The sequence below is a fragment of the Rhizobium sp. 01L419 genome, from assembly GCF_056400025.1.
Window position 1 is genome coordinate 42,957 of sequence record NZ_JBFTSM010000022.1, and the last position, 13,964, is coordinate 56,920.

Below are 13,964 nucleotides of genomic sequence, written 5' to 3' on the forward strand. Positions count from 1 at the left end.
CATTCACGTTTCCCGCGACTGCTCGCCGCAGCGTTTCAAACGAAAACAGGCCCTTCTCGGGCCTGTTTCCAGTTGGCGAAAGATAAGTTGGATCACTTCATCGTCGGCATGACGAATTCGGCACCGCCCTTGATGCCTGACGGCCAGCGGGCAGTGACGGTCTTGGTCCTGGTCCAGAACTTGATCGAATCGGTGCCGTGCTGGTTCAGATCGCCGAAGCTCGAAGCCTTCCAGCCGCCGAAGGAGTGATAAGCGAGCGGAACCGGGATCGGAACATTGACGCCGATCATGCCGATGTTGATGCGGGAGGCGAAGTCGCGGGCAGCGTCGCCGTCGCGGGTGTAGATCGCGACGCCGTTGCCGTATTCATGCTTCATCGGGAGGTCGAGGGCTTCTTCGTAGTTCTTGGCACGAACGACGGAGAGAACCGGTCCGAAGATTTCCGTCTTGTAGATATCCATGTCCGGTGTGACGTTGTCGAACAGCGTACCACCGACGAAATAGCCATTTTCATAACCCTGCAGCTTGAAGCCACGGCCGTCGACGAGAAGCTTTGCGCCTTCTTCGACGCCGCGGTCGATAAGGCCGTTGACGCGGTTATACGCATCCTTGGTGACCAGCGGCCCCATGTCGGCCTTGTCATCGGTATAGGGGCCGATGCGCAAGGATTCGATCTTGGGCGTGAGTTTCTCGACGAGACGGTTGGCGGTTTCCTCGCCAACGGGAACGGCAACGGAGATGGCCATGCAGCGCTCACCAGCAGAGCCGTATCCTGCGCCCATCAGAGCGTTGACAGCCTGGTCCATATCGGCGTCAGGCATGATGATCATATGGTTCTTGGCACCGCCGAAGCACTGGGCGCGCTTGCCGTTCATTGCAGCCGTTCCGTAGACGTAACGGGCGATCGGCGTGGAGCCGACGAAGGAGACGGCAGCGATATCAGGGTCGATCAGGATCGCGTCGACCGCGGTCTTGTCACCGTTGACGACGTTCAGAATGCCAGCCGGTAGCCCGGCTTCGATCATCAGTTCGGCAAGGCGGATCGGCAGGGACGGATCACGCTCGGAGGGCTTGAGGATGAAGGCGTTGCCGCAGGCGATTGCCGGGGCAAACATCCACATCGGGATCATGCCCGGGAAGTTGAACGGCGTGATGCCGGCGCCGATACCGACGGGCTGGCGGATCGAATACATGTCGATCGCCGGGCCGGCGCCTTCGGTGAATTCACCCTTGGCAAGATGCGGAATGCCACAGACGAATTCGCAGACTTCGAGGCCACGGATGACATCGCCCTTGGAATCCTCGACCGTCTTGCCGTGCTCGCTGGAAAGCAGCGTCGCAAGCTCGTCCATGTGCTGGTTCAGGAGATCGACGAATTTGAAGAAGACGCGGGCGCGGCGCTGCGGGTTGGTGGCCGCCCATTTCGGCTGCGCAGCCTTGGCGTTTTCGACGGCGGCGCGGAGTTCCTCGACGCTCGCCAGCGCGACCTTTGCCTGCACTTCGCCGGTTGCGGGGTTAAAGACGTCGCTGGTGCGGCCGCTGGTGCCGGCAACCTTCTTGCCGCCGATGAAATGACCGATATCACGCATGGGTGTTCCTCCTGATCTTTTTGGATGACGCAACAATCGCACTTCAATTTTCACAAATCAATGCGCTATAATAAGCAACCGTTGTGCGTAAATTATAGCTCTGTCGCGGTGGTTGATGCTCCTGCTTCAAAATTGGCATCGCACGCGGACAAGTCAAAGGGAAGGTCGAGACGATGAGCGGAAAACCTGTCGTCAGAATGGCGGAACTGGAGATCGATCCGGGCACGCTCGAAGCCTACCGGGCGCTGCTTACCGAGGAAATCGAGGCGTCCGTTGCGCTGGAGGACGGCGTCCTTTCGCTGAATGCCGTTTCCATCAAGGATCGTCCAAACGTGATCCGTATCCTGGAGGTCTATGTCGACAAGGAGGCATACGAGGCCCATCTGCGGACGCCGCATTTCCTGAAATACAAGAATGAGACGGCCGGCATGGTGACGTCACTGACGCTTGTCGACGTCGAACCCATCGTGATGCGTTCCAAGCCATGAACTGGGATGACGTTCGTATTTTTCTCGCCGTCGCCCGCACCGGGCAGATCCTCGCCGCATCGAAGCGGCTGGGGCTCAATCACGCCACGCTTTCGCGCAGGCTCACCTCGCTGGAAGAGGCGTTGAAGACCCGGCTTTTCATACGCCGCACGAATGGCTGCGAGTTGACTGCCGAAGGCGCAGTCTTTCTTGCCTCGGCCGAGCGGATGGAAACGGAGATGCTTGCAGCGCAGGCCAATCTCGGCCACACCGACACGGCAATTGCCGGAACGGTGCGCGTCGGCGCGCCCGATGGGTTCGGTGTTTCCTTTCTTGCGCCGCGCATGGGCAGACTGATCGAGCGCCATCCGGAACTCAAGATCCAGCTCGTGCCGGTGCCGCGCTCCTTCTCGCTGTCACAGCGCGAAGCGGATATCGCCATTACGCTGGAACGACCCGAACAGGGACGGCTCGTCTCATCCAAGTTGACCGACTACACGCTTGGCCTCTACGCATCGGGGGAGTATCTCACGCAGCATGGAAAGCCCGAGGATGTCGATGCCCTGAAGGTGCATCCGCGCATCGGCTATGTCGAAGACCTGATCTTCACCGCCTCGCTGAATTTCTCCGGCGAGGTGATGCGCAGCTGGGACGCGGGTTTTGAAATCTCGACTGCGATCGGCCAAACGGAGGCCGTGCGTTCCGGCGCCGGCATCGGCATCCTGCATGACTATATCGCCCGGCAATACCAGGAACTGGTGCGCATCCTGCCGCAGGTATCCATCCGCCGCGCCTACTGGACAACCTACCACGAAAGCGCGCGCGACCTGGTGCGCGTGCGCAGCGTCATCGATTTCCTGCAGGAACTCGTCGACGAAGAAAGGCAGATGTTCCTTTAGACCATTTCACGCTCCATCCCCTTGTTTTCGCGTAATTTTTTACGAAAAACCGCTGCACACTTTTGCTGGAATTGCTCTAGCACTCAGAGATGCTTTGCTGGTTCCTCATTTTCATCAGGATTGGGAAGCGGCACTTCATCCGGCAGGCGATCGGGCTCCGGCTCCTTGATCGGCGGCACCGGTCTCCAGCCTGGCGAGGGCATTGGCGGCTGGTCGGGAAGGGGGTCGTTCGGGACGGACATGGCCGGCTCCTTTACGATTGCAATATTGGATTATTTGTCGTCTCTGACTGCCTCGGCAGCACGGACCGGCATGCTGTCGATGATGGCGAAGAGTTCGCCTGACGTGATCGGCTCACTGGCCTTCAGTTTCACGGTGCCATCCTTGCCAAGCAGGAAGGCGGCAAATTCACCCGTGTCAGGCACGTCCAGTTCCTTTCGAAGCGCCTCGCCGTTCAGCCCGTCGCCGCTTCCGAACAGCGGTTTTATGCTCGATCCGACAAGCTTGAGAATAACCATATCCCGTTCCTCAAGGGCGTCACGGTCGGCAAGCAGTTGGTTTTCCTGGCGGGCTGCGCGGGAGTTGTCCCTGTCGGCGATGAGAATGAAGATGCGGTTCTTCCACTGGAACTGTTCGAGACTGGCGACAGCCGCATAGGCGGCATTCGTCTCGTCGATCTTCGTTGCGCCGTAAAGAAGGGTCTTGGACATACATATACTCCCGTCGACCGTTGAACGGCGCGGGAGGCGCAAGAGTTCCAATCATGTCCTTTAAAAGGGACGACGGCCGGTCGGAGATGCCAACCGGCCTTGTCGCACCTACATATGCAGAAAGGCAGAAACCGGGACCTGCAGCGCTGCAGCAATACGCCTTAGCTTTGCCGGATCGGCACTTTCGCCATTTTCGATTTCGAGGATTTCCCCATTGGCCAGACCGCAGGTAACTGCGAGGTCTTCAATACTGTAGCCAACCGCATCACGTGCGCCTTTAACCGCGGCTGCCACGTCAATCGGGGAAACAGCGGTCGATTCCTCAATATTCTGTACAGAAATGGACATTGAATTCTCCTATAATGCCTCGGTGGACTGTCCTACCCCCAAGCGGCAAGCCGCCAGCATTTCGCAATGCAACGAAAACAACGGGCAATTGCTGCATCGCACTGCTCATAAATAGGTAAACTAGTGTTAACGGCAATAGCAAAATGCGAGCAGGCATCATTTTGACATCAAAAAGCGCCGATGCCGTGCATTGCCGAACTGGAAAACCAACTTATGGGAGAGAATGGTACGGTTGGGGGGTCTCGAACCTCCGACCTCAGGTGCCACAAACCTGCGCTCTAACCAACTGAGCTACAACCGCACAATGCCGCGCACGCCGCGACGGGGGTCACATACGAGGACTTGAACTTTAATTCAAGCCCCGATTTGCGCTCAATATACAAAAAGGCTGAACATTCGGTCCAGCCTTTATTATCTATCGATCCTGGCAGATCAGCCAATCTTGAAGGATGCCATGGCCTTTTCAGCAGCTTCCTTCGAAGGCTTTGCGACCTTCTCGGCAACCTGCTTGGTGGTTTCCTGAAGCGACTTCGCCTGCTCGACGGTCAATTCAGCCTGCTTGCGCAGGAAAGAGGTCTGAAGCTCGAAGAATTCGGCGACGGACTTGACGCCAAGGAGCGCCTCCATGTGGGAGAGCGAGCGTTCGGCATTGACGCGGAGCGCATCGATTGCCTTGAGGCCGATCTCAACGCTGCCGGCCTGCGCGGTCTGGACCGTTGCTTCCAGCGTCTTGCCTGCTTCTTCGCCGGCGGACTTCAGCTTGGCATAGGCTTCCTTGGACTGCTGAGCACCCTTTTCGGTGAAGTCGCGGAAGGACTCAGCCAACTTGCTCGGGTCGAAGGAGGCAATTGAAAAAACGTCGTCGGTCTTTATGGTAGCCATCGGATCGCGTCCTTTTAGATGGGCAAATCTGTGCCCGCGATAAATTGGATAAATCTTATATACAGCATCTTATTGTGCATTGCAACATCGTTGTGCAGCGCACAATGCGTTAACCTTTCCGGCCGAAAGCTCCGTGCTCTTCTGGACCGGTCGCAGACCTGCAGTTATTAATAAGCTGTTAATTCTGAAGAGCCCAAAAGCGACAGGTTCGATCATGCCCGCAGTCCAGTATCCGTTCATCGATATCGCCGTGCATGTGCGGGTGCGTGAGCGATTCTCGCGTGGCGAGGCCATGGTGCTCTTTTCCGCTGATCTTTCTCGCCTGCTCTGGGCGAACGGTGCCGGCGCCGAGCTTTTTGGCCATACCGCGGTCTATGATCTGCTCGACCAGGGTGTCAGCCATGCCGACATCACCTTCCGCCAACTTGAGGCGACTGCCCGCCAGCTTGGCGAGATCGGCGCCCGGAAAACCTTCGTCATCCGCATCGCCAAGGGCTTTCAGCGCGTTCAGGCTTCCGCGTCGTCAGAGCTTATCCGTCTCGCTTCGGGCGAGAAGGCCATTCTGTTTTCCGTTCCGGTCTCCACGCCCCCGCTGACGGCGGGCGCCAATGCTGCGCAAATGCTGCAAGGCCTCGACGACCCGGATACGCATATGGCCGTGATCGGAGCCGAGGGCGAAGTCATTGCCGCTTCGCCAGGTTTCGCCTCGCTCGGCATTACGCAGCAGGCGGCAAGGACGCTGATCACGCTCGCCGGCGCCCATCCAGACCGCCTGGTAAAGCGCCCGGTTGCGACCGGCCTTGGCCACTTGCCGGCTGCCGTCGGCAAACTCAACGACGAGCCGGCACTCCACCTTCTCTTCGCCGTTGAAACCGCGATCGGTCATCTCGACCCGATCGAACCTTCCGTCAATATTCAAGAGAGTGCGCCAGCAGAAGCCGCAACGGACGAAACTCCCAGTATTGCCGTACCCGCGGCCGGCTTCACGGAAGCCGAGGTGATCGACGCAGTTTCCGGCATTGAAGAGGTCGAGGAGACGCTGGAGGAAATTACCGGCGAGACCGAAGACCCGGTTGAGATGAGCGAACCGGTCGAACCCGAGGCCCAGTCCGAGCCGTCGGCAGATGGAAGCATTACCGAGCCTGAAACAGTGGTCGTCGATGACGCCAGCGAGCGGGTCGAGCAGCGGACCGAAGCATCTGCTTCCGAGGAAGAGATCGTAGAGGCCGGCGCGGGGGCTCCAGTCGTCGAGCGGGTTGAGCCGGCCGTTTCCGTTGCCGAAAACTTCGCAGCAGCACCCGTTGTCCCAGAAGAGCCTACAGCCGGCCCAAGGAAGAGCAGCTTCGTCTTCAAGCCGAACAGCCGCGCCACCCGTTTCGTCTGGAAGATCGATGCGGAAGGCCGCTTCAGCGAAGTTTCTCATGAATTCGCCGAGGCTGTCGGCCCGCATGCGAGCAACATCATCGGCAGCGCTTTCTCCGACGTTGCCGCCCTCTTCAACCTCGATCCGGAATCGAAGCTCTCCGAAGCGCTGGCGCGGCGTGATACCTGGTCCGGCAAGACGATCTACTGGCCGATCGAGAGCACGAGCCTCGTCGTACCCGTCGACCTGGCTGCTCTGCCGACCTATACGCGCAACCGCGATTTCGATGGTTTCCGCGGCTTCGGCGTGGTGCGCCTGTCGGACGCCCAGGAAGATCCCCTGGCGCTCGGCCTGGCGCTCGGACCCGACGGCATCGGCCATGATGCCTCCTATCTCGGATCGGCAAATGAAGCTGAGCCGCAAGAGACGGCACCGGCGGAAGCCGAAATGCCGGAAGAACAGCCTGAAGCCATTGCCGAAGTTATGCCGCGGACCGACGATGCTGTGAATCCGGACGCTGATGTCGAAGAAGACACCGTGCCGCAAGTCGAAGTAGCGACGGACGTAACCATCCCGGAAGAGGCGTCAGCACCGGAACCTGTCGTCGCAGAACAGTCCGCCTCCGAGCCTGATGTTGCCGGGCAGCGGGAAGATCAGCCGCCGCGCGATACACAGGAGGAACCGCCGGCGTTGCGCATTTCCGAAACGCCGAACCGCCGCTTCAGTGACAAGATCGTGCAACTTCACAGCGCCGGTAAGGGCCTGACAGCCGCCGAGCAGGCGAATTTCCGGGAGATCGCCAAACGCCTCGAAGCCTTCGGCACGCACCACGAAGAACCGGTCGCCACGCCGCTGCCTGAACCTGATGCACGAGAGGCGCCGGCGGCCGAAGAAGCCGTTGCCGAAACCCCTTCCGTCGAGCAGGCAATTCCGCAGGAAGCAATTTTCGAAGCTGCTGCGGAGCCGCTGCCGGAAGAGGTTGCCGCCGAGGCCGAAGAGCTCCCCGCAGGTGAAGCCGAAGACGAAGTGACCGAAGGGCTGCAGGAGACGGTCAGCCAGATCGAGGTTCTGACCAGTTTCATTCCGCCGCGTGTGAAGATGACGGACGGGCTCTCGGCTGCCACCGTCGATCTGCTGCCTGTTGCCGTGTTGATCCATGCCGGCGACCAACTGATCCACGGCAATCCGGAATTCCTGCGGCTGACGGGCTACGCTTCCGTCGAGGCACTCTCCGAGGTGGGGGGCCTCGATGCGTTGCTGCAGCGTCACGACCTTGAAAACGGTGCGGGCACGATGATGCTCGTCAAAGCCGATGACAGGCTGGTGCCGGTCACGGCCCGTCTGCAATCGGTGCGCTGGGAAGATTCCAACGCTCTGATGCTGGCGTTGATGCCGGTCGAGAACCGGGAAGAAGGCAGGGGCGAGGTTATCAGGCTCGACCAGCGCTCCGACCGGATGGTGGAGAAGGTCGCCAAGCTGCAGGTCGAGGTGGAGGAACTGCGCTCGATTCTGGAGACAGCGACCGACGGTGTCGTCGTCATCGGCACGGAAGGCGATATCCGCTCGATGAACCGCTCGGCAAGCGCCCTCTTCAACTACGACGAACAGGAAACACGCGGCAAACCCTTCGTCATGCTGTTTGCACATGAGAGCCAGAAGGCGGTGCTCGACTATCTGCATGGGCTTTCCGGCCATGGTGTAGCCAGCGTGCTGAACGACGGGCGCGAGGTGATCGGCCGCGAGGCGGCCGGCGGTTTCGTGCCGCTGTTCATGACCATGGGCCGCCTGACCTCATCCAACGGCTATTGCGCGGTCATCCGCGACATCACCCAGTGGAAGCGCACTGAGGACGAGTTGCGCAATGCCAAGGGTGCCGCCGAAACCGCCAATGCCCACAAGACGGATTTTCTTGCGCGCGTCAGCCATGAGATCCGCACGCCGCTCAACGCCATCATCGGCTTTTCCGACATGATGGCGAGCGAGCGCTTCGGGCCGATCGGCCACCCGCGCTACATCGAATATGCAAACGACATCGGCCGTTCCGGCCGACACGTTCTCGACATCGTCAACGACCTGCTCGACATTTCCAAGATCGAGGCGGGAGAGATGGATCTCGACTTTGCCTCCGTCGGTCTCAATGAAGCGATCTCGGAAGCGGTTGCTCTGGTCCAGCCGCAGGCAAACAGCCAGCGCGTCATCATCCGCACGGCCCTGTCGCAGTCGGTGCCCGATGTCGTTGCCGACCTGCGCTCGATCAAGCAGATCGCACTGAACATCCTGTCGAACGCCATCCGCTTTACGCCATCAGGCGGGCAGATCGTCGTTTCCACTTCCTATGAGGCGAACGGCAGCGTGGCGATGCGGGTGCGCGATACCGGCATCGGCATGACGCGCAGCGAACTCGATCAGGCGATGAAGCCATTCCGCCAGGTTTCGTCCACGCAGTCGCGTCATCGTGGCGACGGCACCGGTCTCGGCCTGCCGCTGACCAAGGCGATGGTCGATGCCAACAGGGCAATCTTCTCGATCAATTCCGCACCGAACGAAGGCACCCTGGTGGAGATCACCTTCCCATCGCAGCGCGTGCTTGCCGGTTAGCCGCCTATTTTCACGCAATTCCAGGCGCAAAGCCGCTGCACGATTTTGCTGGGAGTGCTTGCCAAAGAAAAGGCAGCCAATGGCTGCCTTCGAGAGTTAGTGCTGGTAAAACAAGAGCTTAGTCGATCAACATCATGTTTCGGGAACCGCAGTTCCAGACCATCTCTTCATGTATGGTCTCCAAGATGGCTTCACCTTTGACAAACCTTTCTTAACGAAAGGTTTCCAAAACGCGGAATTGATCAACGGCAAAAGCTTGTAGTTTAGCTTCCTCTGTCAAACGTTCAGCTCCTCCAGTCCGGCAAAAAGCTGAAGCGACTCAGGGTTGGCGAGCGCTTCCTGATTTTTCACCGGCCGGCCATGAACAACCTCGCGCACGGCCAGTTCGACGATCTTGCCGGACTTGGTGCGCGGGATATCTGCGACCGCAATGATCTTGGCCGGCACATGGCGCGGCGATGCACCGACGCGGATGCGGGTCTTGATCGCCTTTGCCAGATCCTCGGTCAGCGTCATGCCTGGCGACAGACGCACGAAGAGTATGACGCGCACGTCGTCATCCCAGTCCTGGCCGATACAGAGCGCTTCAGCCACTTCTTCCATCTGCTCGACCTGATTGTAGATCTCCGCCGTGCCGATGCGCACGCCGCCCGGATTGAGCGTCGCATCCGAGCGACCGTGAATGATCAGGCCGCCATGTTCGGTCCATTCGGCAAAATCACCATGGCACCAGACATTATCAAAGCGTTCGAAATAGGCGGCCCGATATTTGGCGCCGTCGGGATCGTTCCAGAACATGATCGGCATGGAGGGAAAGGCCTTGGTGCAAACCAGTTCACCTTTTTCCTGACGAACCGGTCTGCCTTCGTCATTCCAGACATCGACGGCGAGGCCAAGGCCCGCACCCTGGATCTCGCCGCGCCAAACGGCCTGCAGCGGATTGCCGAGCACGAAACAAGAAACAATATCCGTGCCGCCAGAAATCGAGGCGAGTTGAACGTCTTTCTTGATGCCTTCATAGACGAAGGTGAAACCTTCAGGCGACAACGGCGAACCGGTGGAGGTGATCAATCGCAGGCTCGAAAGGTCATGGCTCGTGCGCGGCGTCAGTCCGCTCTTGCGCACCGCGTCGATATATTTGGCCGAGGTCCCGAAGATGGCGAATTTCTCCTCGGCCGCATAGTCGAAGAGCACATTGCCATCGGGCGCGAAAGGCGATCCGTCGAAAAGGCAAAGCGTAGCGCCGGAGGCAAGGCCGCTCGCCAGCCAGTTCCACATCATCCAGCCGCAGGTGGTGAAGTAGAAAAGCTTGTCGCCCGGCTGCAGGCCACAGTGGAGGCGATGCTCCTTCAGATGCTGGAGCAATGTGCCGCCGGCCGAATGCACGATGCATTTCGGTACACCTGTTGTGCCTGAGGAAAACAGGATATAGGCCGGGTGGGAGAAGGGCAGTCGCACGAACTCGACCGATTTCGGCTCATAGGGGGCAATGAATTCGGTAAGCGTCTTGCCACCGGCGGTTTCGCGCGCGACCTCTTCTGCATCGCCGGCATAATGAATGACGATGGTCGGTGCATCGAGGCTCTTTGCGACGTTCACCACCTTCGGCTTCACATCCTGCAGCTTGCCATTATACCAATAGGCATCGCAGGCGATGAAAAGTTTTGGCGCAATCTGGCCGAAACGGTCCAGCACGCCCTGTTCACCGAAATCAGGCGAACAGGACGACCAAATGGCGCCGATCGAGGTGGCCGCCAGCATGGCTGCCACCGTTTCGGGCATATTGGGCATCATGGCAGCGACGCGATCGCCCTCACCGAGGCCGAGCGCACGAAAGCCCTGCTGGAGCTGTGACACAAGCGCGCGCAGGCGATCCCACGACCAGCGGTCTTCGACCTTGTCCTCACCGCGGAAAATGATGGCATCGCCCTGCCCGCTTCCGTTCAGCAGATTTTCAGCGAAGTTCAGGCGTGCCTGCGGGAAGAACCGCGCATCCAGCATGCGGTCGCCATTCACGAGAATATCTGCGCCACGCTCTCCCTTCACGCCGCAGAAATCCCACAAGGTCGACCAGAAGCGTTCCTGATCGGCGATCGACCAGGCATGCAGATCCTCAAAGCTTTTCAAGACGAGACCGAAGTCTTCATTGCAGCGCTGCATGAAGGCGTGGATCGGGCTATTTTCGATCCCGTCTTCAGTGGGCTTCCAAAGCGGCTGTTTTTCCTGCATTCATTCCTCCTCCCCAATGCGGGACTTATATCATGCTGCAATGCGTTATAAAGTGTGCAACGGCGCGATCCGCGGCGCGTGGGATTTGCATATGCCCGGTATTTCATATATCCGGCAAAATCAGAAAATAACGGGTAACCGGCTGAAATTCCGGCGGAGCTCATGGGTACGTCAAGACAAGGCAGATGGCGAAAAAGGATCGGCCCCGCCTCGCGCTGGCTGCCGGCCTTTGCGCGCATCTCCACCATCGTGCTGCTGGTCGGGCTTGCCTTCTTCCTCTCACTCAGGCTCGCCGCCCCCTATCTCATCTCAACCGGCTTCGTCCGCTCCGGCATCGAGGATGCTCTGTCGAAGTGGACGGGCTATCAGGCCGAGATCAAGGGTAAGCCCGTCCTTGAATTCTGGCCGACGCCGCGCATCACGCTCAACGACGTCACCATCCGCCAACCGCGCGAAAGCGGCGACAAGCTGCTCGGCCGTATCGAAAGCCTTTCGGCCGATTTCAGCCTGATCGATGCACTGCGCGGCCGCACACGCTTCCACGAATTCCACCTGCTGCGGCCCAACCTCGCGCTGACGCGTGACGAGAACGGCCTGATCGACTGGAGCTACGCCGGTCTTCTGGCGCGGGCGATCAGCGGCGTGCGGGATGACAACGGCACCGAAGTTCTCGATCCGAAGCTCGACGCCGATATCGGCGCCGTGACGGTCGAGGACGGCACGCTGACCATAACCGATACGCGGACGGGCGATGTCCACCATTTCGACAGCGTCGCGGCGGATATCGCCTGGCCGAAGCTGTCGAGGGCGATCTCGGCAGTCCTCATTGCCCGTTTCAACACACAGGACCTGAAGATCGACTTTGCCTCGGCCGCGCCACTGCTCGTCTTCGCCGGCAAAAATGCGGAGATGAAGGCCTCGATCGCCTCCAATCTGATGACCGCGCGTTTCCAGGGCGTCGGCAGCATGGTGAGCCTTTCGGCGGTATCCGGCAATTTCAGCGCCAGCTTTCCGGATGTGCCCGCCCTCCTGAAATGGTCCGGCAAACCGATGCCGGGGATCGAGTCGCTGAAGAGCGCATCGATGACCTCGGATGTGACCTCGGCGTCCAACGGTTTCCGCTTCAACAATGTCAGTATGACACTGAACGATGCGAGCGCGACCGGCGTTATGGATTTCACCGTCACGCCCGGCAAGCGGCCGAAAATCGGCGGGACGCTTGCCTTCGACCAGATGAACCTCAAGCCGTTCCTCGATGCCTTTGCACTGCGGCTTGCCGCCGGAGGCCTGGGCGATCTGCTCGTGCAGAGCCCCATCGGACCGCTGCAACTCCTTGATCTCGATGTGCGGCTTTCTGCACGACAGGCGCAGATGGGTATCTTCTCGCTTGCGGATGTCGGCGCCAGTGTGATCGTTGCCGGCGAGGAAGCGAAGTTCGATATCGGCGACAGCCAGTTCGAGGGCGGCGAAATGACTGCCCATCTGGAGGCGACCCGCCGCGATTTCGATGGCGGCGGTAAGCTGCAGCTTTCGATCCGTGATGCGGATTTCAATGCACTTGCCGAGAAATTGCAGCTCAAGGGGCCGCTGCCGCATGCGAGCGGCTCACTCGATCTTTCGCTGGAGACACCGAAGGCGATCTGGACGACGGGACTTGCCGATGTGACCGGCAAGCTCAGATTCTGGACGGCGGCGGGCTCCATCCCCGGTGTCGATGTCTCCGCACTCCGGACGCAGGCAGCGCTGAAGCCGTTCTTCCCGCTGAGCGCCGCCGCAAACGGGGCCTTCGCCTTCAACAAGCTCGATCTTCAGGCCGACTTTGCCAATGGCACCGCCGAAATCCACGACGCGCGTTTTGCCGGTTCCGACCAGACGCTGACCCTGTCCGGCATCGTCACCTATCAATCGAACGGGCTTGCACTCTCCGGCTCACTGGAAGCGATCGATCCGGCAAGAGCGGTCGATCTGCCGCTCCTGCCCTTCTTTATCGGCGGCTCGTGGCCGAACCCGGTCATTTCGCCGGTGCCGCTGCTCAGCGCACCGGCGAAAACCCAGCCTTAAGCAGTCGCAGCCGCAGCCCTTTCATCGCGCTCGCGCTGCACTTCGCGGCGCTTGGTGATGATGGATGCGCAGATGACGCCGACCGTCACGATGGCGATTAGGATGGTGCAGACCGCATTGATTTCCGGGGTCACGCCGAGACGAACCTGACTGTAGATCTTCATCGGCAGCGTAGTTGCGCCTGGCCCCGACGTGAAGCTTGCGATCACCAGATCGTCCAGCGACAGGGTGAAGGCGAGGATCCAGCCGGAAAACACGGCCGGCGAAATGATCGGCAGCGTGATCTCGAAGAAGGTGCGCACCGGTGGCGCGCCAAGATCCTGGGCGGCTTCCTCGATCGACTGATCGAAGCTCAGGAGCCGCGACTGAACGACAACGGCCACGAAACACATGGTCAGTGTCGTGTGTGCCAGCGTGATCGTCCAGAAGCCGCGGTCGAAACCGATCGCCACGAAGAGCAGCAGTAGCGAGAGGCCGGTGATGACGTCAGGCATGACGAGCGGCGCATAGATCATGCCCGAAAACAGCATGCGCCCGCGGAAGCGCGTGAAGCGCACCAGGGTCAACGCGGCCATGGTGCCGAGGATGGTGGCAAGCGTTGCCGACAATAGGCCGACACGGATCGTTACCCAGGCCGCATCGAGCAGGCCCTGGTTCGAGAGTAGAGACACATACCACTTGGTGGAGAAGCCGCCCCAGACGGTGACGAGCTTCGATTCATTGAACGAGAAAACCACCAGAAGCACGATCGGCAGGTAGAGGAAGGCGAAACCGAGCACCACGGAGATGATATTGAAGCGGGTCCATCTCAGCATGAC

At 59.8% G+C, this 13,964-nt stretch carries 11 protein-coding genes and 1 tRNA gene; 4 read left to right on the top strand and 8 right to left on the bottom strand.

Translation table 11 applies throughout. The features are described 5' to 3' along the window. Window positions 1-92: 92 nt before the first annotated feature. Window positions 93-1,589: a CoA-acylating methylmalonate-semialdehyde dehydrogenase gene (locus AC1DUP_RS31700; protein ID WP_477836714.1), complete on the bottom strand. Its 1,497-nt coding sequence runs from the start codon at window positions 1,587-1,589 to the stop codon at window positions 93-95. A gap of 173 nt (window positions 1,590-1,762) precedes the next feature. Between AC1DUP_RS31700 and AC1DUP_RS31705 the strand changes: the two genes are divergently transcribed. Then, window positions 1,763-2,077, top strand: a complete 315-nt coding sequence (locus AC1DUP_RS31705; protein WP_113311536.1) for a putative quinol monooxygenase — start codon at window positions 1,763-1,765, stop codon at window positions 2,075-2,077. Then, a complete protein-coding gene (locus tag AC1DUP_RS31710; RefSeq protein ID WP_477836715.1) occupies window positions 2,074-2,955 on the top strand; it encodes a LysR family transcriptional regulator in 882 nt (293 codons plus the stop codon). The genes AC1DUP_RS31705 and AC1DUP_RS31710 overlap by 4 nt, the downstream gene beginning before the upstream one ends. 83 nt (window positions 2,956-3,038) lie before the next feature. Here the strand turns inward: AC1DUP_RS31710 and AC1DUP_RS31715 are convergent, their stop codons facing one another. The 5 genes from AC1DUP_RS31715 to AC1DUP_RS31735 all read right to left on the bottom strand — a co-directional run bounded on the left by AC1DUP_RS31715 (window position 3,039) and on the right by AC1DUP_RS31735 (window position 4,895). Continuing rightward, a complete protein-coding gene (locus tag AC1DUP_RS31715) occupies window positions 3,039-3,197 on the bottom strand; it encodes a hypothetical protein (RefSeq protein WP_477836716.1) in 159 nt (52 codons plus the stop codon). Window positions 3,198-3,227: 30 nt separating this feature from the next. Beyond that, window positions 3,228-3,665 (bottom strand): DUF4174 domain-containing protein, encoded by a 438-nt coding sequence (locus tag AC1DUP_RS31720; RefSeq protein WP_115035676.1) that lies wholly within the window; start codon window positions 3,663-3,665, stop codon window positions 3,228-3,230. 108 nt (window positions 3,666-3,773) lie between these two features. Continuing rightward, window positions 3,774-4,013 (bottom strand): helix-turn-helix domain-containing protein, encoded by a 240-nt coding sequence (locus tag AC1DUP_RS31725; RefSeq protein WP_113300695.1) that lies wholly within the window; start codon window positions 4,011-4,013, stop codon window positions 3,774-3,776. A gap of 224 nt (window positions 4,014-4,237) precedes the next feature. Beyond that, window positions 4,238-4,314: transfer RNA gene (locus tag AC1DUP_RS31730), tRNA-His, on the bottom strand. 131 nt (window positions 4,315-4,445) lie between these two features. Next, complete coding sequence (locus AC1DUP_RS31735) at window positions 4,446-4,895, bottom strand: phasin (RefSeq protein WP_113300696.1); 450 nt, start codon at window positions 4,893-4,895, stop codon at window positions 4,446-4,448. A 214-nt stretch (window positions 4,896-5,109) separates the two neighbouring features. Between AC1DUP_RS31735 and AC1DUP_RS31740 the strand changes: the two genes are divergently transcribed. Next, window positions 5,110-8,856 (top strand): ATP-binding protein, encoded by a 3,747-nt coding sequence (locus tag AC1DUP_RS31740; RefSeq protein WP_477836717.1) that lies wholly within the window; start codon window positions 5,110-5,112, stop codon window positions 8,854-8,856. Between the two features lie 276 nt (window positions 8,857-9,132). On the opposite strand, the gene AC1DUP_RS31745 is transcribed toward AC1DUP_RS31740, so the two are convergent. Then, window positions 9,133-11,085, bottom strand: coding sequence for an acetoacetate--CoA ligase (locus tag AC1DUP_RS31745; RefSeq protein WP_477836718.1), 1,953 nt, complete (start codon window positions 11,083-11,085; stop codon window positions 9,133-9,135). A 162-nt stretch (window positions 11,086-11,247) separates the two neighbouring features. Between AC1DUP_RS31745 and AC1DUP_RS31750 the strand changes: the two genes are divergently transcribed. After that, the gene (locus AC1DUP_RS31750; protein ID WP_477836719.1) at window positions 11,248-13,146 is read left to right on the top strand and encodes an AsmA family protein; all 1,899 of its coding nucleotides are present in this window, start codon (window positions 11,248-11,250) and stop codon (window positions 13,144-13,146) included. Here AC1DUP_RS31750 and AC1DUP_RS31755 read toward each other — a convergent pair. Further along, the gene (locus AC1DUP_RS31755; RefSeq protein ID WP_113300700.1) at window positions 13,143-13,961 is read right to left on the bottom strand and encodes an ABC transporter permease subunit; all 819 of its coding nucleotides are present in this window, start codon (window positions 13,959-13,961) and stop codon (window positions 13,143-13,145) included. The genes AC1DUP_RS31750 and AC1DUP_RS31755 overlap by 4 nt on opposite strands. Window positions 13,962-13,964: the final 3 nt, after the last annotated feature.